This is a genomic window from Streptococcus ovis DSM 16829 (assembly GCF_000380125.1).
Taxonomy (GTDB): domain Bacteria; phylum Bacillota; class Bacilli; order Lactobacillales; family Streptococcaceae; genus Streptococcus; species Streptococcus ovis.
On record NZ_KB904584.1, the window covers coordinates 1 to 22686 of the forward strand.

At 42.7% G+C, this 22686-nt stretch carries 19 protein-coding genes and 1 pseudogene; 16 read left to right on the forward strand and 4 right to left on the reverse strand.

Features of this window, described 5'->3' with window-relative positions; genetic code table 11:
• From A3I9_RS13630 to A3I9_RS0111270, 4 genes and pseudogenes are all read left to right on the forward strand, one after another.
• Positions 1–696: pseudogene (locus A3I9_RS13630) on the forward strand (pLS20_p028 family conjugation system transmembrane protein); the annotation flags it as partial.
• A gap of 447 nt (positions 697–1143) precedes the next feature.
• Entirely contained in the window at positions 1144–2454 is a 1311-nt protein-coding gene (locus A3I9_RS0111260; RefSeq protein ID WP_018377599.1) for an ISLre2 family transposase, read from the forward strand.
• Between the two features lie 331 nt (positions 2455–2785).
• Positions 2786–3217, forward strand: coding sequence for a BlaI/MecI/CopY family transcriptional regulator (locus A3I9_RS0111265; protein ID WP_018379126.1), 432 nt, complete (start codon positions 2786–2788; stop codon positions 3215–3217).
• A 12-nt stretch (positions 3218–3229) separates the two neighbouring features.
• Positions 3230–3439: a heavy-metal-associated domain-containing protein gene (locus tag A3I9_RS0111270; RefSeq protein WP_018379127.1), complete on the forward strand. Its 210-nt coding sequence runs from the start codon at positions 3230–3232 to the stop codon at positions 3437–3439.
• Positions 3440–3457: 18 nt separating this feature from the next.
• On the opposite strand, the gene A3I9_RS0111275 is transcribed toward A3I9_RS0111270, so the two are convergent.
• Positions 3458–3847, reverse strand: coding sequence for an HIT family protein (locus A3I9_RS0111275; protein WP_018379128.1), 390 nt, complete (start codon positions 3845–3847; stop codon positions 3458–3460).
• Positions 3848–3968: 121 nt separating this feature from the next.
• Between A3I9_RS0111275 and A3I9_RS0111280 the strand changes: the two genes are divergently transcribed.
• Positions 3969–4562, forward strand: a complete 594-nt coding sequence (locus A3I9_RS0111280; protein ID WP_018379129.1) for a DUF6287 domain-containing protein — start codon at positions 3969–3971, stop codon at positions 4560–4562.
• A gap of 59 nt (positions 4563–4621) precedes the next feature.
• Here the strand turns inward: A3I9_RS0111280 and tyrS are convergent, their stop codons facing one another.
• Positions 4622–5878, reverse strand: coding sequence for a tyrosine--tRNA ligase (gene tyrS, locus A3I9_RS0111285; protein WP_018379130.1), 1257 nt, complete (start codon positions 5876–5878; stop codon positions 4622–4624).
• 106 nt (positions 5879–5984) lie between these two features.
• Here tyrS and pbp1b point away from each other — a divergent pair, with 106 nt between their 5' ends.
• From pbp1b to rpoC, 3 genes are all read left to right on the forward strand, one after another.
• Positions 5985–8357 carry a penicillin-binding protein PBP1B gene (gene pbp1b, locus A3I9_RS12885; protein ID WP_018379131.1) on the forward strand — a complete coding sequence of 791 codons (2373 nt, stop codon included), beginning with the start codon at positions 5985–5987 and terminating at the stop codon, positions 8355–8357.
• Positions 8358–8651: 294 nt separating this feature from the next.
• A complete protein-coding gene (gene rpoB / locus A3I9_RS0111295; RefSeq protein WP_018379132.1) occupies positions 8652–12212 on the forward strand; it encodes a DNA-directed RNA polymerase subunit beta in 3561 nt (1186 codons plus the stop codon).
• A 383-nt stretch (positions 12213–12595) separates the two neighbouring features.
• Positions 12596–16231: a DNA-directed RNA polymerase subunit beta' gene (gene rpoC / locus A3I9_RS0111300; RefSeq protein ID WP_018379133.1), complete on the forward strand. Its 3636-nt coding sequence runs from the start codon at positions 12596–12598 to the stop codon at positions 16229–16231.
• 231 nt (positions 16232–16462) lie between these two features.
• Here the strand turns inward: rpoC and A3I9_RS13660 are convergent, their stop codons facing one another.
• Positions 16463–17428 (reverse strand): excalibur calcium-binding domain-containing protein, encoded by a 966-nt coding sequence (locus A3I9_RS13660; protein WP_018379134.1) that lies wholly within the window; start codon positions 17426–17428, stop codon positions 16463–16465.
• 154 nt (positions 17429–17582) lie between these two features.
• Here A3I9_RS13660 and A3I9_RS0111310 point away from each other — a divergent pair, with 154 nt between their 5' ends.
• Positions 17583–17930 (forward strand): DUF1033 family protein, encoded by a 348-nt coding sequence (locus A3I9_RS0111310; RefSeq protein WP_026217451.1) that lies wholly within the window; start codon positions 17583–17585, stop codon positions 17928–17930.
• A gap of 20 nt (positions 17931–17950) precedes the next feature.
• Here the strand turns inward: A3I9_RS0111310 and A3I9_RS0111315 are convergent, their stop codons facing one another.
• Positions 17951–18907, reverse strand: a complete 957-nt coding sequence (locus tag A3I9_RS0111315; RefSeq protein WP_018379136.1) for a S66 family peptidase — start codon at positions 18905–18907, stop codon at positions 17951–17953.
• An 88-nt stretch (positions 18908–18995) separates the two neighbouring features.
• Here A3I9_RS0111315 and comGA point away from each other — a divergent pair, with 88 nt between their 5' ends.
• From comGA to comGG, 7 genes are read left to right on the forward strand one after another with little or no spacing between them, the layout of a single operon-like run.
• A complete protein-coding gene (comGA, locus tag A3I9_RS0111320) occupies positions 18996–19946 on the forward strand; it encodes a competence type IV pilus ATPase ComGA (RefSeq protein WP_018379137.1) in 951 nt (316 codons plus the stop codon).
• Positions 19867–20895: a competence type IV pilus assembly protein ComGB gene (gene comGB / locus A3I9_RS0111325; protein ID WP_083903986.1), complete on the forward strand. Its 1029-nt coding sequence runs from the start codon at positions 19867–19869 to the stop codon at positions 20893–20895. Before comGA ends, comGB begins: the two co-directional genes overlap by 80 nt.
• 1 nt (position 20896) lies before the next feature.
• Positions 20897–21211: a competence type IV pilus major pilin ComGC gene (gene comGC, locus A3I9_RS0111330; protein ID WP_018379139.1), complete on the forward strand. Its 315-nt coding sequence runs from the start codon at positions 20897–20899 to the stop codon at positions 21209–21211.
• Entirely contained in the window at positions 21171–21599 is a 429-nt protein-coding gene (gene comGD, locus A3I9_RS0111335) for a competence type IV pilus minor pilin ComGD (protein WP_052310514.1), read from the forward strand. The genes comGC and comGD overlap by 41 nt, the downstream gene beginning before the upstream one ends.
• Positions 21571–21864, forward strand: coding sequence for a competence type IV pilus minor pilin ComGE (comGE, locus tag A3I9_RS0111340; RefSeq protein WP_026217453.1), 294 nt, complete (start codon positions 21571–21573; stop codon positions 21862–21864). The genes comGD and comGE overlap by 29 nt, the downstream gene beginning before the upstream one ends.
• Complete coding sequence (gene comGF, locus A3I9_RS0111345) at positions 21848–22288, forward strand: competence type IV pilus minor pilin ComGF (RefSeq protein WP_018379142.1); 441 nt, start codon at positions 21848–21850, stop codon at positions 22286–22288. Before comGE ends, comGF begins: the two co-directional genes overlap by 17 nt.
• Positions 22266–22631 (forward strand): competence type IV pilus minor pilin ComGG, encoded by a 366-nt coding sequence (comGG, locus tag A3I9_RS12890; protein WP_018379143.1) that lies wholly within the window; start codon positions 22266–22268, stop codon positions 22629–22631. Before comGF ends, comGG begins: the two co-directional genes overlap by 23 nt.
• The last annotated feature ends 55 nt before the right edge of the window (positions 22632–22686 follow it).

The following is a 22686-nucleotide window of genomic DNA, read 5'->3' on the forward strand; positions in this document are numbered from 1 at the left end:
AGTCTAGCCATGGGTGCTGGACAACTAGGGATGGATGTCGCTAGTAAAGCTCCAGGAGCCATTGCTGCAGGAACTAAGAAATTTGGGGATAGTCTAGCTGTAACAGGTGGAGGTCTTCGAGGAGCCTTCAATGCTGTGAGAGACCAAGGTGTCGCAGGTGCCACCAAAGGAGGAGTAAGCAACATGGTTGATTTAGCAGAGGTTATGGGTAAAGAAGCTATCGGTAAGACCAAAGATTTTGCAGGTGGAGTAGCTGATCACTTAGGGCAAAAAGAACAAGCAGCTCATGATGCGGTATACCGAGGTCTGAAGGATTATAGTCTTCCTGAAGAACCAAAACCTGTCTCTCCATTTGATCCCGATGCCTTAACAGGATTTGATGGTCCTAGCGATATGAATGAAGATGCTGGACCATCTGGAGGAGGAATCTCAGATCCTACCGTAGCTCCTACTGAACCATCAGGAGAAGCTTTTGGAGGCATTAGTGAACCAACTCCGCCAGCTGGAGAAACTGCTCCTTTCAATGTGACGAATAATATTCCTCAAAAACCTGCACTAGAATCTTCTTCCAAACACAATTTCCAGCAATCTATGAATCAAATGCACTACATGAACCAACAATTACAGCAATCGGCTCAACGTATGCAAGGGCAATCACATATCAGAGGTGCTGAAATCGAGGAAGACGATAGTTAGTGTTGACGTTTTTTCTCAAAAAAGGCAGAGTGTTAACATGGCATTGAAGACTTGAATATGGTAAAATATAATAAATGAGAGGATAGTGTAGGACGACTGGTAACAGATCGTTCTAATGGTACGGGTGCGGGACTGCCTTCAGCTTCGGGCTGTAAAGACCCCAGACTACCATTGGTCCTCTCGTTTTTTTTGTTGCTATAAAAATGTATTCTTGCTAGAATATAAGAAAACATTGGCAGGAAAATCAGGTTGAGCTTGTTGCTCAACGGGCTGCGGTGCTGTCCCTGGAGATTCGTCTCCTAAAAAACTGGAATTGCGATTCAATAGTTCGCCCCAAATGTTTAGCTCTTGGCATTGCCCAGGAGCTTTTTTTGTAGAATTAAAATAAATTTGCCTTCTGTTCTATCTGCTTTGTACAATAGCTTTATTGCTTTGGAGGTAGCAGATATGATTGACGAGAGAGAACTTAAGGAACAATTACTCGAAAACACCAACAAGGGCTTCCTAAGTTGGGTCAAGACCTATGATGAATCATTAGTCCCATCTATGCAACAAAGAGGCTATACTTGTATCCACTCTATGGAGCGGACAGTCGCTTTTACATTTGGAGAATTTACCTTCAGAAGACGTCGATGGAAGAAAGGGGATACCTGGATTGTACCGGTGGACGAAAAATTGGGGTTAGAGAAAAATACCAGGTATTCTAAAGAATTCATGTATCAAGTGGCTAAATTGTCTACCATGATGTCTTATGACAAGGTTGTCCGTGTGATTGAGATGACCTATCACATTGTTATTACAAAGCCAACGGTTGTCAAAGCTGTTAAGCTATGTGCTGACTTACTGGAAGAACAAAAAGATTATCAAAACTATCAGGAAGATAATATCACTAAAGAAAAAGTAGATATTATTTATGTTGAGGGGGACGGAGTGATGGTCAAAACTAGTGAGGAAGATCTGGAGAATCGTCGTATTGATCTCTCCCATTTTGTTGTGCATACAGGAAGTCAGAAAGTGGGAAATAACCGATTTGAGCTCCAAGACAAGAAAGAGTTTGTTTCTCTTAGTAACCGCCAAGCACGTGATCAGGTATTAGATTATCTTTACCACCATTTCGAAATGACTAAAGATGCCCTCCTTATCACAAATTCAGACGGTGGGCATGGCTATACTCCCTATGTTTTTAAAGAAATGGCTAAAGCTCTTAGGATAGGTCGTCATGAGCATTTTTGGGACGAATACCATGTGAATCAAAAGCTCCAGACCTTTTTTAAACCCTATCCAGATGAACTCTTGGATAAGGCTTTTCAGGCCATCCAAGAACATGATAAAAGCCTCCTGCGTACGGTATTGGACACGACAGAAGGCCTTATAGAGACAGAGGAGGAATGGGAACAGTTTGACAACTTTAAGCGTAAACTTCTTCAAAATTTTCAATATACCAAACCAGCAAAATTGAGAGGGTTTAGCCATTCAGGAATTGGTATCATGGAAAGTCAGCATCGAAAAATCACCTATCGCATGAAAAAGGGTGGGAAGTATTGGACGATCAGAGGGGCTGAAGCGATGAGTCAGATGATACTATTGGATGATAAAGACGAGCTTAGAGAACTCATGTTAGGGTCATGGCGAGAAGACTATCATAAAATTCAAGCACTAAAAGGTTTGTCTGGAGGTGAGATTAAACGCTTAGAATCAAAAAAATCTAGTCAACCCATGCCGACTGGAAGAATTACCTGGAAACAATTTAAGCCATGAAACGTCAGAAAAGTTTGCATGAGGAGCGAAACCGTGGTATAATGATACCAAATTAAGCGAATAAAAAAAGCCGTAGGGATTGCAGTCCGTACGGCACCGAGTGAGAATCACTATAAGGAACAGACAACTCACTCAGTCTTAACCCTATGATAAAGCATAATGAGTAGGAAGTCAAGACTGGGATAAGAGAAATCCTGGTCTTTTTTCTTAATCGGTGGGAGCTCTCTCGTAGGGATTGAGGACTTCTAAAAAATTTTACCACTTACGCTCTCCCATTTTTACTTGACAAAAAATGATTACAAGTGTAAACTATTTTTTATAGGGGGCAATTATGGAAGCAATGATTTCGCCGTCAGAATGGCAAGTAATGCGAGTTCTATGGGCTCACCCAGGAGCGACATCGCAATTTATCATTCAGGCTTTACAGGAAGGGTTTGATTGGCAGCCAGCTACGATAAAAACTTTGCTTGGTCGATTGCGCAAAAAATCTTATTTGCGAATGGACAAAGAAGAGAAAAAATATCGTTATTGGCCTTTGGTAGATGAAGAAGAACATCTTCGTTTACAACTACAAACCATTTTAGAGAATAGTTGCTCGACGAGGAATGTATACTTGTTGCTGGAATTATTGGATGCAGGAACCTACTCTCGGAAAGATCTAGAGCAGATTCATGAAAGAGTCAAGGAATCGATTCCTAAGGCACCAGAAACATTAATTTGCCATTGTTTACCTGGTCAATGTACCTGTGGTCACGATCATTAAGGAGGAAATAAGATGAAACAAACCGTTCATGTAGAAAATATGTCTTGTCAAAATTGTGTTAAACATGTGACGAATCACTTTTTGGAATTAGCAGGTGTTTCTGCTGTAGAAATTGATTTGGATCAAAAAGAAGCTGTTGTTACAACGGATGTTGTTCATTCTTTAGAAGAGTTTCAAAACAGTCTAGAAGATACTGTCTACGAAGCGACAGCTGTTAGCTAAAAAGATGAGCGAAAAAGCTCATCTTTTTAGTTTGTCCAGAAAATCATTGACTGGGAAGTCCTCGTTTTTCAAGTTCAACGAATTCCAAAAGCCATCGTTGGATGTACGAGGAATGAGGTGGACATGAAAGTGCGTCCCCTTATCCATCAGGTTCTTATCATTGCTGGCCAGTGTCACTCCATCAATCGGCAAGGTTTCCTCTAACATGGATATGAGATAGGCTTCGGTTTCAATTAAATCGTGCAGTTCGTCAGCTGATAATTGCGTGATACTGGTATAGTGCTCTTTACTTATCAGTAAGAGATGCCCAGTTTGAATGGGGTCAATATCAAGAACTACTTTGAAATGTTTGGTTTGATAGAACACAGCGTTGTCCTGGATTTGGTTGCAAAAAATACAGTTTGTCATCGAATCTCCTTTTCTTTATTGTATCCTAATTTCTTTGATGTTAAAAAAATTTTGCAAAAATGCTCTTCTTTCTTGAAAAATTACGAATAGAATAAATAGAAAGACATTAAAGGAGGCAAACATGAAGGCAAAAAAGATAGTAGCAGGGGTTGGATTGGGAATAACACTGATGATTGGTATGTGGATGTTTGGACACGGGGATAAAGATGGCGAGGTTGTGTCGGGAAGTCTAGCGAGAACAACCACTCAGTCTATCACACGAGTTGTGGATACTGGGGTGGTGACAACGCCAGTACCGTCTACATACGAAGCACCAAAGAACGCAGCAGTACCAAAGGCACTCAAAAGAACAGGGATGCAGGTATCTCAACTTGCAGCAGGTGATTTTTCCAGTGTCGAAGGGAGCTGGGCAAATAGTAGTGGGCATGTCCTAACTTTTTCGAAGCATGGAGTAATCTCAGAAAATGAAGAGGTTTCAGGACTTGTGGAAAGTGAGGATGGTACCGCTAAAGGGAACTACTTTTTAATGCCAATAGGTGGTGGTGTGATTGAGTTTGTTCCGGCAGGTCTGAGTTTAAAAGACTACACCTACGAGAAGGATGGGGAGGTAGTTGTCCTATCTGATGTCTCTGATGCACGTGTAGACCGTTTTTGTATTGGGCAGGACGTTACGATGATAGGAAGTGTAGACAATTTCTATTATCGAGTGGAATGATGAAAAGAAACTCTGACAAATGATCTAGAGTTTCTTTTTGGGTTTACATAGATTGTATTTTAGTATGTCAAGACAGAATATTTTTTCTTACCACGGCGGATAACAGTAAGTTCGCCGTCGATTTTATCTGTATCTGAAAGTGTGTAGTCTAAGTCTTGCACACGGTCGCCGTTGATGTAGATGGCACCGTTTTGCACATCTTCACGGGCTTGGCGTTTAGATGGAGATACACCTGCAGTTACCAAAATGTCTATGAGATTGAGATTATCTTCACTTTGCACATCATAAGTTGGAATACCGTGTAGGGCTTGTTTTAATTCTTTAGCTGAAAGAGCTTTGATGTTACCGGCAAAAAGTTGTTCTGTAATGTTGAGAGCTTGTTGGTATGCCTTTTCTCCGTGAACAAGGATAACAACTTCACGGGCGAGAACCTTTTGAGCTAAACGTTCGTGGCGAGCTGCATCAAATTCTTTTTCAATCTCAGCGATTTCCTCGAGTGAAAGGAATGTGAAAATTTTCAAGAAACGAACAGCGTCATCATCCATGACATTGAGCCAGAATTGGTACATTTCATATGGTGAAGTTTTTTCAGCGTCAAGCCAAACAGCATTGCCTTCTGATTTACCGAATTTTTTACCCGTTGAATCAGTAATCAATGGAACGGTCATTACGTGACCGGTTTTATCTGCTTTACGACGAAGCAATTCGGTACCAGCAGTCATATTTCCCCATTGGTCTGAACCACCAATTTGAAGAGTAACATTGTGCTTGTCGTTGAGTTCATAGAAATCGTATCCCTGCATGATTTGGTAAGCAAACTCGGTGTATGAAATCCCTGTCTCAATACGTTTTTTAACAGAATCCTTACTCATCATGTAGTTGACAGTGAAATATTTCCCAACATCACGCAAGAAATCGATAAAGCTAATATCACTAAACCAATCGTAGTTATTGACCATTTCAGCCTTGTTATCGCCATTTTCAAAATCAAGGAAACGTGATAACTGACCTTGGATTTTAGTGACCCAACCGTCAACGGTATCTTTGGTTTGAAGGCTGCGCTCTGCATCTTTAAATGATGGGTCTCCAATAAGACCAGTCGCCCCACCGACAAGTGCGTAAGGTTTGTGACCAGCCAATTGCAAACGACGTGAGGTTAAAATAGCCACTAAATGTCCCAAATGAAGGCTGTCAGCTGTTGGGTCATAACCTGTATAATAGGATACTTGCCCTTCTGTTAATGCTTTGACGAGGGCTTCTTCGTCAGTTGTTTGGAAAACCAAACCTCGTTCTTTTAATTCTTCAAAAATATTCATGATACATCCATAGTCTTTCTAAGTCTTGTTACTATATTATAACAAATAGGAAAATTTCGTCAAATAACAAAAAGTATGGTAAAATATGTAGGATAAGGAGTTATTTATGGCGAATGAAGCAAGGAAAGAACAAACATCAAAATTAGAGGAAAAGGAAGCGTTAACTGCTAGTGATGTAGTGGGGATTGTTTTACGTACCTTAAAATTATTGACAGATTTTATAGGTATTTTGTTGTTTCTAGTAGGCTTGTTCGGAGCCGGTGTAGGTTTTGGCTATGTTGCTAGTTTGTTTGACAGTGTTAGTGTGCCAGAAGAAAAGGGGCTGGTTAGCCAAGTAACTGATTTAAGCAGAATTTCTAAGGTAGTTTATTCAGATAATAGCCTAATTTCAGAAGTTAACTCTGATTTATTGCGGACGCCTGTTGATAGCGCAGCGATTTCAGAAAATGTTAAACAGGCCGTCATTGCAACAGAAGACGCGACCTTTCAATCGCATAATGGGGTGGTCCCAAAAGCGGTGATTCGTGCGGCGCTTGGATCAGCTGGTGTGGGTTCTTCGAGTGGTGGATCAACGCTTACTCAACAATTAATCAAGCAACAAATTGTCGGCGATGCCCCAACATTCACGCGTAAGGCGAGTGAAATTGTTTCTGCACTTGCACTAGAGCGGACGATGAATAAGGAGGATATCTTAACAACCTACCTTAATGTTTCTCCGTTTGGTCGAAATAACGAAGGAAGAAATATTGCCGGAATAGAAGAAGCTGCACAAGGGATTTTTGGAAAATCGGCAGCAGATTTAACGGTGCCACAAGCTGCTTTTATCGCTGGTTTGCCTCAAAGTCCGATTGTTTATTCTCCGTACTCTTCGGATGGACATTTTAAAGATGATGAAAATCTATCGTATGGTTTAAGTCGACAAAAGGATGTTCTATACAATATGTACCGTTCCGGCTACTTGACGAAGGAAGACTATGAAACTTATCGTTCGTATGATATAAAGAATGATTTTATTGCCCCAAATCCAGTTACGGAAGATACTAAAGATTATTTGTACTATGCTGTCATGGAAGAGGCAGAAGAGGTCATGTACAATTATCTAGTGAAACGGGATCAAGTTAGTGACAATGATTTAAAAAATGATAAAACAGTTACTGCCTATGAAGAGCTGGCTCAGCAAGAATTAAGTCAAGGTGGCTATACGATTACAAGTACGGTAAATAAGAATCTATACAGCGCTATGCAAGGGGTTGTTGCGAATTATGGGGCAGTACTGGATAGTGGTGGTGGTCTGATTGAGACAGGTAGTGTTTTATTAGACAACCAAACAGGAGCCATTCTTGGCTTTATCGGTGGTCGCGATTATAAGAGCAACCAAAACAATCATGCATTAGATACAAAACGATCGCCCGGTTCAACTGTGAAGCCATTTTTGGTGTACGGAGTAGCCATTGATCAAGGTTTGATGGGTTCTGCTAGTATTTTGTCAAATTATCCAACTTCTTTCTCGGATGGGACACCCATCATGCACGGGGACAGTAAGGGAACAGGAATGATGAATCTTCAGAGTGCTCTGAATGCTTCTGCGAATATTCCGGCCTTCTGGACATATAAGTTGTTGCAACAAGAAGGTGTCAATGTTAAAGACTACATGGAAAAGATGAATTACCACATTCCTATGTACGATATCGAAAGTTTACCGCTAGCTGGTGGAGTTGAAACTACCGTTGCAACCAATACGAATGCTTATCAAACATTGGCAAATGGTGGAGTTTACAACAAAAACTATATTGTCGAAAAAATTACAGCACCAGATGGAACGGTCATTTACCAGCATGAATCAAAACCAGTGCAGGTGTATTCGCCGGAAGCTGCTAGTATTATGACGCAGCTATTAAGAGGAGTGATTTCTTCTGGTGCGACCTCCACATTTGCTAGTCGTTTGGGAGCCTTAAATCCAGCGGCAGCAAGTAAGGATCTTATTGGGAAAACAGGAACAAGTAACGACACAGCAGACGTTTGGCTGATGTTATCAACGCCTCGAATCACGGTAGGAACTTGGGCGGGGCACGATGATAACACGGGGATGGAGCCACTGACAGGGTATAATAATAACGCGGCATATGTATCGTATTTGATTAGTACACTGTATGATACGGATCCTAGTCTGTTTGACGGGCGCTTCGAACTTGCAAATGGAGTCATAGCTTCCAATGTATTGACTTCAACTGGGCAGCGTCCTGGGACCGTTCAGCATAACGGACGCACTACGACTGTATATGGAGCACAGACAACTAGTTATTGGGCGAAGAATGGTGCGCCAGTGACTAGCTATAACTTCATGGTCGGTGGGACAGATAGCGATCGTGCGAAAGCTTGGAATAGTTTGTTTGGTTCATCTACAACGAAACCGTCTTCTTCATCTTCATCGAAAAAACCAAGTAATTCCTCTACCACAGCTGGTGGCTCTGGGAATTAAAATAGTTGAAAATAACCTTGGGTTATGATATAATATTAAAAATATTTGTCGTCTGCCTTATTTGAAATATTGTCCAAATAAGGCTTACAGCAGTTAAATCACACTTTAAAAGGGAAGATTTAGCTGCTCTTTTTGTGCTTATTTTTAGGAAAAATTAGATTTTGTTACATAAATTTAAAGATTCTAAAAATTCTGAAAAGGACAAAGCTTGTGTAGACAAGTGAATGAAATATTGGAATTGGCCACAGACTGCAAGGTTCTGTATGGCCCTATCTTATACAAAGGAGTTATAACTTGGCAGGACATGACGTTCAATACGGGAAACATCGTACCCGTCGTAGTTTTTCAAGAATCAAAGAAGTTCTTGACTTACCAAATTTAATTGAAATCCAAACGGATTCGTTCCAAGAGTTTTTAGATCACGGTCTGAAAGAAGTGTTTGAAGACGTGCTTCCAGTATCCAACTTTACGGATACTATGGAATTGGAATTTGTTGGGTATGAATTGAAAGAACCTAAGTACACATTGGAAGAAGCGCGTGCACATGATGCCAACTATTCAGCACCGATTTTTGTAACTTTCCGCCTTATCAATAAAGAAACAGGTGAAATCAAGACACAAGAAGTCTTCTTTGGTGAATTCCCAATCATGACAGAAATGGGGACTTTCATCATTAATGGTGCGGAGCGGATTATCGTATCTCAGCTTGTCCGTTCACCAGGTGTGTACTTTAATGATAAAGTCGACAAAAATGGCAAGGTCGGCTATGGTTCGACAGTGATTCCAAACCGTGGTGCTTGGTTAGAATTAGAAACGGATTCAAAAGATATTGCCTACACTCGTATCGACCGTACGCGTAAGATTCCTTTCACAACGCTCGTTCGTGCGCTTGGATTCTCAGGTGATGATGAAATCTTTGATATCTTTGGTGATAGCGAATTAGTTCGCAACACTATCGAAAAAGATATCCACAAAAATCCAGCAGATTCACGTATTGATGAAGCGTTGAAAGAAATTTACGAGCGCCTTCGTCCAGGGGAGCCAAAGACAGCAGAGAGCTCACGTAGTCTCTTGACAGCTCGTTTCTTTGACCCGCGTCGCTATGATTTGGCACCTGTTGGTCGCTATAAAATCAACAAGAAGTTGAACTTACGCACTCGTTTGTTGGGTCAAACACTTGCAGAGCATGTCATCAATGGTGAGACAGGTGAAATTATCTGGGAAGCTGGAACTGTCTTAACACGTGATTTGATAGAAGCCGCAGAAGATCAATTTGACGAATTGAACTTGGTAGAGTACATTCCAAATGATGCAGCAGTCTTGGTAGAACCATTCTTCTTGCAAAAATTCAAGGTGGTTGCACCGACTGATCCGGACCGCGTGGTAACAGTTATCGGAAATGCTAACCCTGCTGAAAATGTGCGTACTATTACCCCAGCTGATATTTTGGCGGAAATGTCTTACTTCCTAAATCTTGCTGAAGGTTTGGGTCGAGTAGATGACATTGACCACTTGGGGAACCGTCGTATTCGTGCGGTAGGTGAGCTTTTGGCAAACCAAGTACGTATCGGTTTGACACGTATGGAGCGTAATCTTCGTGAGCGTATGTCAGTTCAAGACAACGAAGTCTTGACACCACAACAAATCATCAATATCCGTCCTGTTACTGCTGCTATCAAAGAATTCTTTGGTTCTTCGCAGTTGTCACAGTTCATGGACCAACACAATCCGCTGTCTGAGTTGTCTCACAAACGTCGTTTGTCTGCCCTTGGGCCTGGTGGTTTGACACGTGACCGTGCAGGTTATGAAGTTCGTGACGTACACTACACCCACTATGGTCGTATGTGTCCAATTGAAACACCTGAGGGACCAAACATCGGTTTGATTAACAACTTGTCTTCTTATGGTCACTTGAACAAGTACGGATTTATCCAAACACCGTACCGTAAGATTGATCGGTCAACTGGTACGGTCACCAATGAAATCGTTTGGTTAACAGCTGATGAAGAAGATGCCTATATCGTAGCTCAATCAACTTCTCCACTTGATGAAAACAACCGTTTCATTGATGAAATCGTCATGGGCCGTCATCAAGGTAACAACCAAGAATTCCCAGCAGCTTCTGCGGACTTTATGGATGTGTCACCTAAGCAGGTAGTTGCGGTCGCGACAGCATGTATTCCTTTCTTAGAAAACGATGACTCTAACCGTGCCCTCATGGGTGCCAACATGCAACGTCAGGCTGTGCCACTCATTGATCCAAAAGCACCATATGTTGGTACTGGTATGGAGTATCAAGCAGCCCATGATTCAGGTGCTGCGATTATTGCCCAGCATGATGGGAAAGTGACCTATGCAGATGCAGATAAGGTAGAAGTTCGTCGTGAAGATGGTTCACTTGATGTCTATCATGTGTCAAAATTCCGTCGTTCAAATTCAGGTACAGCTTATAACCAACGTACCCTGGTAAAAGTTGGCGATATCGTTGAAAAAGGCGACTTCATCGCTGACGGACCTTCCATGGAAAAAGGTGAAATGGCGCTTGGTCAAAATCCTATTGTTGCCTACATGACATGGGAAGGTTACAACTTCGAGGATGCGGTTATCATGAGTGAACGCTTGGTGAAAGAAGATGTCTATACATCTGTTCACCTGGAAGAATACGAATCAGAAACACGCGATACCAAGTTAGGCCCTGAAGAAATTACCCGTGAAATTCCAAACGTTGGGGAAGACGCCCTTCGTAACTTGGATGAGATGGGAATTATCCGCATCGGTGCGGAAGTCAAAGAAGGCGACATCCTGGTTGGTAAGGTTACTCCTAAGGGTGAAAAAGATCTGTCAGCTGAAGAAAGACTCCTTCACGCTATCTTTGGTGATAAATCTCGTGAAGTGCGTGATACCTCTCTTCGTGTTCCACATGGTGCCGATGGTGTCGTTCGTGATGTAAAAATCTTTACCCGTGCCAACGGTGATGAATTGCAATCTGGTGTGAATATGCTGGTGCGTGTTTACATTGCTCAGAAGCGTAAAATCAAGGTCGGAGATAAGATGGCCGGTCGTCACGGAAACAAGGGTGTCGTATCCCGTATCGTTCCTGTGGAAGACATGCCTTATCTTCCTGATGGCACACCAGTTGATATCATGTTGAATCCGCTTGGGGTACCGTCTCGTATGAATATCGGTCAGGTTATGGAGCTTCACCTTGGTATGGCAGCTCGTAACTTGGGTATCCATATTGCAACGCCAGTCTTTGATGGTGCAAGTTCTGAAGACCTTTGGGCTACCGTTAAGGAAGCAGGTATGGATAGCGATGCCAAGACGATTCTCTACGATGGCCGGACTGGTGAGCCATTTGACAACCGTGTGTCAGTTGGTGTCATGTACATGATTAAACTTCACCACATGGTTGACGACAAGCTTCATGCTCGTTCAGTTGGTCCTTACTCACTCGTTACCCAACAACCACTCGGAGGTAAAGCTCAGTTTGGTGGACAACGTTTCGGTGAGATGGAGGTTTGGGCCCTTGAAGCTTACGGTGCGTCAAATGTCCTTCAAGAAATATTGACTTACAAGTCAGATGATGTGACAGGTCGTCTCAAAGCCTATGAAGCTATCACAAAAGGCAAACCAATTCCAAAACCAGGTGTTCCAGAATCATTCCGCGTTCTTGTCAAAGAATTGCAATCACTTGGTCTCGACATGCGTGTCCTTGACGAAGATGATAACGAAGTAGAACTACGTGACCTTGATGAGGGTGAAGATGATGACATCATCCACGTAGATGACCTTGAAAAAGCACGTGCAAAAGCTGCAGCTGATGCAGCGGCGGCCTTCGCAGAGTCGGATGAGTAGTGCTATACTCTGGAGGAGTGTTGCAGCTAGCGCCTAGAAATAGGAAAGCGCTAAGTCTGGGGAGTAGTTGCCTGGCTCTTTGCAACACAAGAGAGTTGGTAACTCCGAGGGAGTGTTTCGGTCCGAATTTGAAAATTGAAATGTTCGGGAATTCGGCACTAAGGAAACCAACAGTGTGGAAAGTCTAACTGACTGTTTCAGTAGTAGTTTAGAAACAGGAGACAAGGGAAATCTTCCTTGATAAGAAATGTAAAAGTGCTAATGCACTCATGCAAAAAATGATAAAAATATGGCGTCTGAGTTCTGTAGGACTCAGACAGGCCATTTGATTTCGTGCTAGTCCCTTCAAGATTAGCTGAACAAGAATAAGAAAGGGAAAATTAGTGGTTGACGTAAATCGTTTTAAAAGTATGCAAATCACTTTAGCCTCACCAAACAAGGTCCGTTCATGGTCTTATGGTGAAGTTAAAAAGCCTGAAACCATCAACTACCGTACGCTCAAACCAGAGCGTGATGGCCTCTTTGATGAAGTCATCTTTGGCCCAACAAAGGACTGGGAATGTGCCTGCGGTAAATATAAGAGAATTCGTTACAAAGGAATTGTCTGCGACCGTTGTGGTGTTGAAGTCACTCGTGCAAAAGTTCGTCGTGAACGCATGGGACATATCGAATTGAAAGCTCCAATCTCACATATCTGGTATTTCAAAGGAATTCCTTCACGTATGGGTTTGACTTTGGATATGAGTCCGCGTGCCTTGGAAGAAGTTATCTACTTCGCAGCTTATGTGGTCATTGATCCAAAGGAAACGCCACTTGAGCATAAATCAATCATGACAGAACGTGAGTACCGCGAACGTCTTCGTGAATATGGACATGGTTCATTTGTCGCGAAAATGGGAGCAGAAGCGATTCAAGATCTCTTGAAGCAAGTTGATCTTCCAGCTGAAATCGCTGCACTCAAAGAAGAATTAAAGACTGCCTCTGGTCAAAAACGGATTAAAGCAGTTCGTCGTTTGGATGTTTTGGATGCTTTCCAAAAATCAGGCAACAAACCTGAATGGATGATTCTAAATATCTTGCCAGTTATTCCACCAGATCTTCGTCCAATGGTACAGTTGGATGGTGGACGCTTTGCGGCGTCTGATTTAAATGAATTGTACCGCCGTGTTATTAACCGTAATAACCGTTTGGCGCGTCTCTTGGAATTAAACGCACCAGGCATTATCGTCCAAAATGAAAAACGGATGTTGCAAGAAGCGGTTGATGCTTTGATTGACAACGGTCGCCGTGGTCGTCCAATTACTGGACCAGGTAGCCGTCCTTTGAAATCTTTGAGCCACATGCTCAAAGGGAAACAAGGTCGTTTCCGTCAAAATTTGCTTGGTAAACGTGTAGACTTCTCAGGACGTTCCGTTATCGCCGTTGGTCCAACTCTTAAGATGTACCAATGTGGTGTGCCACGTGAAATGGCGATTGAACTCTTCAAACCATTCGTTATGCGCGAAATCGTTGCCCGTGAAATCGCAGGAAACGTCAAAGCTGCAAAACGCTTGATTGAACGTGGGGATGATCGTATCTGGGATATCTTGGAAGAAGTCATTAAAGAACACCCAGTTCTCTTGAACCGCGCACCTACTCTTCACCGTTTGGGGATTCAAGCGTTTGAACCTGTCTTGATTGACGGGAAGGCGCTTCGTCTTCACCCACTTGTCTGTGAAGCCTACAATGCCGACTTTGATGGAGACCAAATGGCCATCCACGTACCATTGTCAGAAGAAGCACAAGCGGAAGCACGTATCTTGATGCTTGCTGCTGAGCACATCTTGAATCCAAAAGATGGTAAACCGGTTGTAACGCCTTCTCAGGATATGGTTCTTGGTAACTATTACCTCACAATGGAAGAAGCAGGTCGTGAAGGTGAAGGAATGGTCTTCAAGGATGCGGACGAAGCTGTGATGGCATATCGGAACGGTCATGTTCACTTGCATACCCGTGTTGGTATTGCGACAGACAGCTTGGATAAACCATGGACTGATGCACAAAAACACAAGGTCATGATGACAACAGTTGGTAAAATCTTGTTTAATGCGATTATGCCTGCGGGCTTGCCATATTTGCAAGAACCAAACAATGCCAACTTGACAGATGGTACGCCAGATAAATATTTCTTGGAACCAGGTTCTGATATCAAGGCAGCTATTGCAGAATTGCCACTCAACCTTCCATTCAAGAAGAAAAATCTTGGAAATATCATCGCTGAAATCTTTAAACGTTTCCGTACGACAGAAACATCTGCTCTCCTGGACCGTTTGAAAGACTTGGGTTATTATCATTCAACGCTTGCTGGTTTGACAGTGGGGATTGCCGATATCCCAGTGATTGACAACAAGGCTGAGATTATTGAGGCGGCTCACGAACGGGTAGAACAAATTAAGAAACAATTCCGTCGTGGTATGATTACTGAAGACGAACGTTATACAGCTGTAACAGATGAATGGCGTTCAGCGAAGGAAAAATTAGAGAAACGTTTGACGGAATCACAAGATCCGAAAAACCCTATCGTTATGATGATGGACTCAGGGGCTCGTGGTAACATCTCTAACTTCTCACAGCTCGCGGGTATGCGTGGTCTGATGTCAGCTCCGAATGGACGTATCATGGAATTGCCGATCCTTTCAAACTTCCGTGAAGGTCTTTCAGTACTCGAAATGTTCTTCTCCACTCACGGTGCGCGTAAAGGTATGACCGATACGGCCCTCAAGACAGCCGATTCAGGTTACTTGACTCGTCGTCTCGTAGACGTAGCGCAAGATGTCATCATTCGTGAGGACGACTGTGGAACAGACCGTGGTTTGGATATTACTTCTATCACTGATGGTAAAGAAATGATTGAGCCACTTGAAGAACGTTTGCAAGGTCGTTACACGAAGAAATCTGTGAAACATCCTGAAACTGGTGAAGTAATCATTGGTGCCAATGAATTAATCACTGAAGATATTGCCCGTCAAATTGTTCAAGCTGGTGTAGAACAAGTGACAATCCGTAGCGTATTTACATGTAATACTCGCCATGGTGTCTGCCGTCACTGTTACGGTATCAACTTGGCGACAGGTGATGCAGTTGAAGTCGGTGAAGCAGTTGGTACAATCGCAGCGCAATCCATCGGTGAGCCTGGTACTCAGTTGACAATGCGTACCTTCCACACAGGTGGTGTTGCCTCTAACAGCGATATCACACAAGGTCTTCCTCGTGTCCAAGAAATCTTTGAAGCCCGTAATCCGAAAGGGGAAGCGGTCATCACTGAAGTCAAGGGTGAAGTCATTGACATTCAAGAAGACGCTGCTACTCGTACGAAGAAAGTCTTTGTCAAAGGTCAGACAGGCGAAGGCGAATACGTGGTACCATTTACAGCTCGTATGAAAGTTGAAGTGGGCGATCAGGTAGCCCGTGGTGCAGCTCTTACAGAAGGATCTATCCAACCAAAACGCTTGCTCGAAGTACGTGACGTCTTGTCTGTGGAAACTTACCTTCTTTCTGAAGTACAAAAAGTTTACCGTAGCCAAGGGGTAGAAATCGGTGACAAACACATCGAGGTAATGGTTCGTCAAATGCTTCGTAAAGTGCGTGTCATGGATCCAGGAGATACAGACCTACTTATGGGTACTCTCATGGATATTGCAGACTTTACGGATGCCAATGCTGAAACAGTTATTTCTGGTGGTATTCCAGCGACAGCTCGTCCAGTCCTTATGGGAATTACCAAAGCATCGCTTGAAACCAACTCATTCTTGTCAGCTGCTTCCTTCCAGGAAACAACTCGTGTCCTTACAGATGCAGCGATTCGTGGTAAACGTGATAACCTTCTTGGTCTTAAAGAAAATGTTATCATCGGTAAAATCATCCCAGCTGGTACTGGTATGGCCCGTTACCGTAATTTGGAACCACAAGCTATCAATGAAGTTGAAATCGTTGAAGAAGATACAACAGCAGAAGTATCAGAAGAATTGGTAACAGAATAAAATACAAAACTAACAGCTTGAAGAATACAATCTTCAAGCTGTTTTTACTATTTCCACTGTATGAAGAGGAACCTCGTTTTGGTGCTCAACATGTTCTATAATCTAGACAATAATAGCTTTCATCTGTTTCAGAAATGATAGAACTAAGAAGAACCCCTGGCTATAACTCCATATTCTTATCTATGTCGACTATGGATAAGAATATAGGAACATTAAAATGTTCTAAAAAATTTAACGGTCGCAGGCAGTACCATCTCCATCACGGTCTAACCCTGGACGGTAACCAGGTTCCCCTCTATGAAGAGGAGCACGACCTGCAGCCCGTACGGCGGCACAGTTAGGATAATAGGATTGTGCTGGTTGTTGTACGACTGGAGGAGTTGGATTTGTACGAGGAGCTGGTGCAACGACTTTGGGCGCAGGTTTTGGTGCGGGAGGGGTTGCAAATTGGGTACGAATAGGTTCACCCATTTTTACTCCATAGAATTTGATTCCCTCTTGTTTCCATCCGTGTTTTGGTAAAACGTTGTATTCGTTTCTATCCGTTGTCCAGTGATGAAGTCCGCGGAGTTTTGGATTATAAACACGATAAATAGCAATAGTACCGTCAGAATAAAAGACTGGACGTCCGTTGTTGTCAGATTTCCAACCATGGCGGCTCGTAAGGACTTTTACTTCATTGGTATCTGTTGTATAGAGGTGGTTTTGTAAACCGGCATTATATAGTCGATAGACTGGTGTTCCAGAAGATGGGCTATACCATCCAATTCCTTCATAACCCCAACCATGGCGACTGTAAAGAACATTTTTTTCGTTGGCATCCGTTGTATAAAGATGCTCACCATTTCTTGGGTTATAAAGTCGATAGATTGGTAAAAGTCCTTCAACAGATTCAGTCTGTGATGTTGGAGTAGGCTGGTCGCTTGAACTAGATGCTGGAAGCGTACTTGTCGTTGTAGATACAGGTTCCTCGGCAACTGTTGTAGTAGAAGTTGGCAGTTGGTCACTATCAGAATCTGTACTACTTATTGTTGTAGAAGTACTGTCCACTGGGATTTCTGTTGTAGCTATCTCAGTAGGTACTTGTATAGCCGCTGGCTCATTCCCCTCTTCAGCCCAGATATTTACAGGGGTCAATGTTCCAGCAACGAGGGTAGCTAGAGCAAATGCGCAAAGCAAGAAAGTTTTCTTTTTCATGATATCTCCTTTTCTCAAAAATATAACGCTTACAACAATAATTTTACTACTCTTATCTAAGAAAATCAATGGCTTGTGAAAATATTCATAAGCTGAATAATTCCGTATTTCTGGAAATTTGTCTATAATGATAGCTGTAAAGGAAGTAAGAGTTATGTATCATGTAGTAAAGATGTATGGCGACTGTGAACCATGGTGGTTCCTGGATGGCTGGGAAGAGGACATTGTCACAAATAAAGAGTTTGAACATTATGAAGAAGCGTTGAAGTACTATCAACGAGAATGGGTTCACCTATCAGAGACCTTCTCCAAGTGGAAAAAGAAGACTGGCATGATGACAGCCTTTTGGGATCCGGATGACCAGGTCTGGTGTGAAGAATGTGAAGAATATCTTCAACAGTATCATTCCATCATGTTGATGGAAGGTGATGAGCAACTACCAAAGGGGTTGAGAACTAAGAGGACAGAAAACAGAGTTCGTCCTTGTCGTATTAAAAATTAAAAAACGCCAGCTGGCGTTTTTTAATTTGCCTTGAAATGAATGGAGAGCGTATTTGTATCTAGGCTGACCTGTCCACCGATGGTGATAGTAAAAAGTGGTTGGGTGTGGGCGAAGTCTAGGTCATAGAGGACAGGGATGGATTTAAGAATAGGATGCTTGTGGAGAATGGCTAGCAAAATCTCCTCTGTCATTTCACATTCTTTAGGGAAGCGTCCAATAATGACTGCCCGAGGGTTGGGGTAGGCTTGGAGAATGGCCGCGAGGTGTCTTGCAAACTCGATGTAGTCATCTTCCTCGGCTTCTTCTAAAAAGAGAATATAGTCTTTTGGCTGAGGGGCGTAGGGAGTACCTCGCAGTAGTCCAAACGTTGATAAATTGCCACCGATGGCAATGCCAGAAGCCTTTCCTGCATTGTAAACTTTCCATTCGGTCGGCATAAAGTGGCGAGGCTGCGTCGGGTCGTACCAAGGGTCACTAGACCATTCTTTACTTGGGACCAAGTCATAACTGTCTTGTGTTAGGGCGTTGAGCCACATCTTGGTCTGGTAGTCTTGCCCTTCTTTCATCTTAAAACTGGAATAAGATGGTCCCATATAGGTTTCCATTCCAGTCTTGGCATAGATGGCGTTGAGTATCGCAGAGGTATCGGAATACCCACAGATGATTTTTGGGTTCTGGGTAATGAGGTCGTAGTCTAGGTAGGGAAGCAATTCATTGGAGTTAAAGCCACCAATCGTTGCCAAGATGGCCTCCACAGCCTCGTCCGCAAAGGCTTCATGCAAGTCTTCTACACGGCTGGCAATACTGGCAGAACCAAAGAAATCGTGCTCGAAGTAGTTGCGAGAAAAAGAAACTTCAAAGCCAAGGTCTTCTAGTTTTTCTTTGGCAGTAATGTTAGCATCAAAACCGCCGATGTGTTCAATAGAGGACGATGGGCTGACAATGCGAATGTGGTCGCCTTTTTTCAATTTTTTCATAGAACACCTCCTTAAAATTTTTACTATTTTAACAAAAAATTTTTCAAAAGACAAGCTGACTTGCGAATAAATAAGATGAGGGGGAATTATGATACAACATTTAGCTAAAAAATTGATTGCTGAAGCAGTAGAGAAACATGTCAGTGACCTTTACTTAGTGCCTCGGGCAGATACCTATCAACTCTTTGAACGTTATGATGATGAGCGACATTTTGTGGGTGAGTATGATGAGGCGGAATTTGCCGCCTTAATCAGCCACTTTAAGTTTGTGGCCGGAATGAATGTCGGAGAAAAACGCCGAAGTCAACAGGGGTCATGTGACTATGATTACGGAGAAGGACAAATTTCGCTTCGTCTATCAACAGTGGGTGATTACCGAAACAAGGAGAGTTTGGTCATCCGTTTTCTCTACGAAGATGTGAAAGATTTGCGCTTCTGGTTTGACGCAGTAGAGGAAGTATCGAAGGAAATCAAGGGACGAGGGCTCTACCTTTTTTCGGGTCCAGTCGGCTCTGGTAAGACAACGCTTATGTACCATCTTGCCAGGCTGAAATTTCCACATCAACAAGTATTGACCATCGAAGATCCTGTGGAAATCAAGCAGGACAATATGTTGCAGTTGCAATTAAATGAAGCCATCGGTGCTACCTATGACAATCTGATTAAATTGTCACTCCGTCATCGGCCTGACCTATTGATCATCGGAGAAATTCGTGACAAAGAAACAGCGCGTGCTGTTATTCGGGCGAGTTTGACTGGTGCTACTGTGTTTTCAACCGTCCATGCCAAAAGTATCTCAGGTGTGTACGCACGGCTTCTGGAATTGGGTGTCAGTGAAGAAGAATTGAAGAATGCCCTACAAGGGATTGCTTACCAGCGTTTGATTAAAGGAAGGGGGATTGTAGATTATGCCAGCCAAGACTACCAAAGCCATAGCGCAGACCAATGGAATCAACAGATTGATCAACTTCTTGCGGCAGGACATATCACTCTTCGGCAAGCGGAAACCGAAAAAATTATCGATTCTACGCCAGCGTAAGGTCATCGAACTTTTTAATAATCTCTTTGCCAGTGGTTTTCATCTGGTGGAAATTGTTGATTTTCTAAAGCGGAGTCAGCTGTTAGCAGACCGCTACACAGACATTTTGAGCCAAGGACTCATGGCTGGAAAACCTTTCTCAGCCCTCTTATCTGATTTACAATTTTCAGATAATGTGGTGACACAAGTGTCGTTGGCAGAAGTACACGGCAATACCAGTCTGAGTTTGCAAAATATCCAAGGCTACTTGACAAAGTTAGAACAGGTACGCAAGAAATTGCTGGAAGTCGCGACCTATCCGATTATTCTCGTGGCCTTTCTGGTGCTCATTATGTTGGGCTTGAAAAATTATTTATTACCCCAACTAGAAGAGGGAAATGCTGCGACGACGATCATCCAGCAGTTTCCAACGATTTTTTTAGGGAGTGTATTAGGAGTGGCCTGTTTTATTCTACTGGCCATGGTCTGGTATCGCAAAACCGAGAAAATGAAGGTGGCTCGTTTCTTAGCCAAGTTACCACTGGTAGGCTCTTTTGTTCGCTCCTATCTAACAGCTTATTATGTGCGTGAGTGGGGGAATTTAATTGGACAGGGGCTGGAGATGACAGAGATTGTTACCTTGATGCAGGAGCAAGATTCGCCTCTTTTTCAGGAAATCGGACGGGACTTGTCGACTGCCTTGCACAATGGACAATCCTTCTGTGACCATATTCTGACCTATCCATTTTTCCGGAAGGAGTTGAGCCTGATTATTGAATATGGTCAGGTCAAGTCCAAGTTAGGGAGCGAGTTGGCTCTCTATGCAGATGAATGTTGGGAAGAATTTTTTGCCAAGGTCAATCGAAGTATGCAGTTGATTCAGCCACTGATATTTCTACTCGTTGCCTTGATGATTGTCTTAATCTATGCAGCTATGTTGCTGCCAATTTATCAAAATATGGAGATGTAAAATGAAAAAATTATTGAACTTAAAAACAAAAGCTTTTACTTTAATTGAAATGTTAGTTGTCCTTGTTATCATCAGTGCCTTGTTATTGCTCTTTGTGCCAAATCTTAGCAAGCAAAAGGAAACTGTAAAAGAGACGGGTGGAGCAGCTGTTGTCAAGGTGGTTGAAGGCCAGGCAGAATTGTATGGACTGAACAATAAAGGAGAAGCGACCTTGGGACAATTAGTGGAAACAGAATCGATTACTGAGGAACAAGCACAATCATATAAAGAATATTATGCAAAACATACAGATAAGACTCCGACTGTCGCGCCTTAAAGCCTTTACTTTATTTGAAAGTCTCGTGGTCCTCAGTGTGGTGAGTTTTGTTGCCTTGTTCTTGTCAGGGTCTGTGCGGCAGATTTTTCGACAGACAGAGGAGACAATCTTTTTTATGAGTTTTGAGCGATTGTATAAGGATAGTCAGCAGCTGGCAATTGCTTCGCACCAGAAGGTGTCCTTGCAGATTAGGGAAGATAGGATTTCCAATGCCTATCAAACACTTTCGATTCCAGATTCGGTAAGAGCTACAAAGCCTATTCGGATTGAGTTTGCGGAGCATGGTGGCAATTCATCCCTGGCGGCAGTTCACTTTGACACAGAGGAACATCAAGTCCAATATCAGTTGTATTTGGGGAGTGGTCGATATAAAAAAACAATCCGTTAACGCCTATATTTTACTAGAGAGTTTGGTGACCTTGTCTGTTTTTGCGATGATCACAAGTCTTTTGCTGACATCTGTGATTCAAGGACGTAAGCAACAACTTCAAGATACGAAACAACAGGAAGTCTTGAACGTGGCTAAAATGGCTGTGCAGACAGGGCAGTCAGCCCTTTCTTTAAATGGGGTTCATGTAGATATTCTGCGCAATGAGAAAAGGATTCAGGTTGTGCATGAAGGGAAGGTAGTCTTAGATGTGGAAAAAGAGTAAGGCAATGGCAGCTTTTACCCTCTTGGAATGTCTCGTTGCCCTCGTTGTGTTATCGGGTGGTCTCCTGGTTTTTGATGGTTTAAGTCGTTTACTTTCTCAAGAAATTCACTATCAAACTCATCATTCCGAGCAAGGATGGCTCCTTTTTTCTGAGCAACTACGCATAGAATTAGAAGGTGTACGCTTGGTCAAGGTGGAAGATAACCATCTTTATGTAGACAAGGATGGACAGACCTTGGCTTTTGGGCAATCGAAATCGGATGATTTCCGTAAAACAAATGGTAGGGGACGAGGTTACCAGCCCATGCTTTATGGTGTCACATCCAGCAAGATTTCCCAGTCAGGCAATCGAATCACAATTAGCCTCGTGTTTGAAAATGGTTTAGAAAGGATCTTCCTCTATGATTTTTCGGAAAAAAGTTAGGGCAGGGACTCTCTTATATGCCTTGTTAATGTTAGGGATTTTCAGTTTGCTGTTACAATTTTACCTGCAAAGTCAGGTAGCGATTGCCCATGGAACAGTGGCCAGAAAAGAAGAGGGACAAGCCTATCTGATGGCGGTGTTGACGCGAGATGAAGTCCTGTCCGCTAAGGGATCAGAAGATAAAGAAATCTCTAGGAATTCTCTGTCTGGCGAGGTGGACTTTACTGCTGGAAAAAGTCACTATTCTAGAACGAAAGAAGAGATTCAAGTCAAGGTGACCATGGACTCGGGTAAGGCATATACTTATCGCTTTTTGACCTTAAAAGGGAAAGACAATCAATGAAAAAGACGTTACAATTAGGATTGTAGCGCCATTTTCATTTTTTTGATATGATAGA

Excerpts from the sequence above, each read along its gene's own strand:
- A3I9_RS0111260 (WP_018377599.1), top strand. The coding sequence starts at position 1,144 with ATGATTGACGAGAGAGAACTTAAGGAACAATTACTCGAAAACACCAAC.
- A3I9_RS0111265 (WP_018379126.1), top strand. The coding sequence starts at position 2,786 with ATGGAAGCAATGATTTCGCCGTCAGAATGGCAAGTAATGCGAGTTCTA.
- A3I9_RS0111270 (WP_018379127.1), top strand. The coding sequence starts at position 3,230 with ATGAAACAAACCGTTCATGTAGAAAATATGTCTTGTCAAAATTGTGTT.
- A3I9_RS0111275 (WP_018379128.1), bottom strand. The coding sequence starts at position 3,847 with ATGACAAACTGTATTTTTTGCAACCAAATCCAGGACAACGCTGTGTTC.
- A3I9_RS0111280 (WP_018379129.1), top strand. The coding sequence starts at position 3,969 with ATGAAGGCAAAAAAGATAGTAGCAGGGGTTGGATTGGGAATAACACTG.
- tyrS (WP_018379130.1), bottom strand. The coding sequence starts at position 5,878 with ATGAATATTTTTGAAGAATTAAAAGAACGAGGTTTGGTTTTCCAAACA.
- pbp1b (WP_018379131.1), top strand. The coding sequence starts at position 5,985 with ATGGCGAATGAAGCAAGGAAAGAACAAACATCAAAATTAGAGGAAAAG.
- A3I9_RS13660 (WP_018379134.1), bottom strand. The coding sequence starts at position 17,428 with ATGAAAAAGAAAACTTTCTTGCTTTGCGCATTTGCTCTAGCTACCCTC.
- A3I9_RS0111310 (WP_026217451.1), top strand. The coding sequence starts at position 17,583 with ATGTATCATGTAGTAAAGATGTATGGCGACTGTGAACCATGGTGGTTC.
- A3I9_RS0111315 (WP_018379136.1), bottom strand. The coding sequence starts at position 18,907 with ATGAAAAAATTGAAAAAAGGCGACCACATTCGCATTGTCAGCCCATCG.
- comGA (WP_018379137.1), top strand. The coding sequence starts at position 18,996 with ATGATACAACATTTAGCTAAAAAATTGATTGCTGAAGCAGTAGAGAAA.
- comGC (WP_018379139.1), top strand. The coding sequence starts at position 20,897 with ATGAAAAAATTATTGAACTTAAAAACAAAAGCTTTTACTTTAATTGAA.
- comGD (WP_052310514.1), top strand. The coding sequence starts at position 21,171 with ATGCAAAACATACAGATAAGACTCCGACTGTCGCGCCTTAAAGCCTTT.
- comGF (WP_018379142.1), top strand. The coding sequence starts at position 21,848 with ATGTGGAAAAAGAGTAAGGCAATGGCAGCTTTTACCCTCTTGGAATGT.
- comGG (WP_018379143.1), top strand. The coding sequence starts at position 22,266 with ATGATTTTTCGGAAAAAAGTTAGGGCAGGGACTCTCTTATATGCCTTG.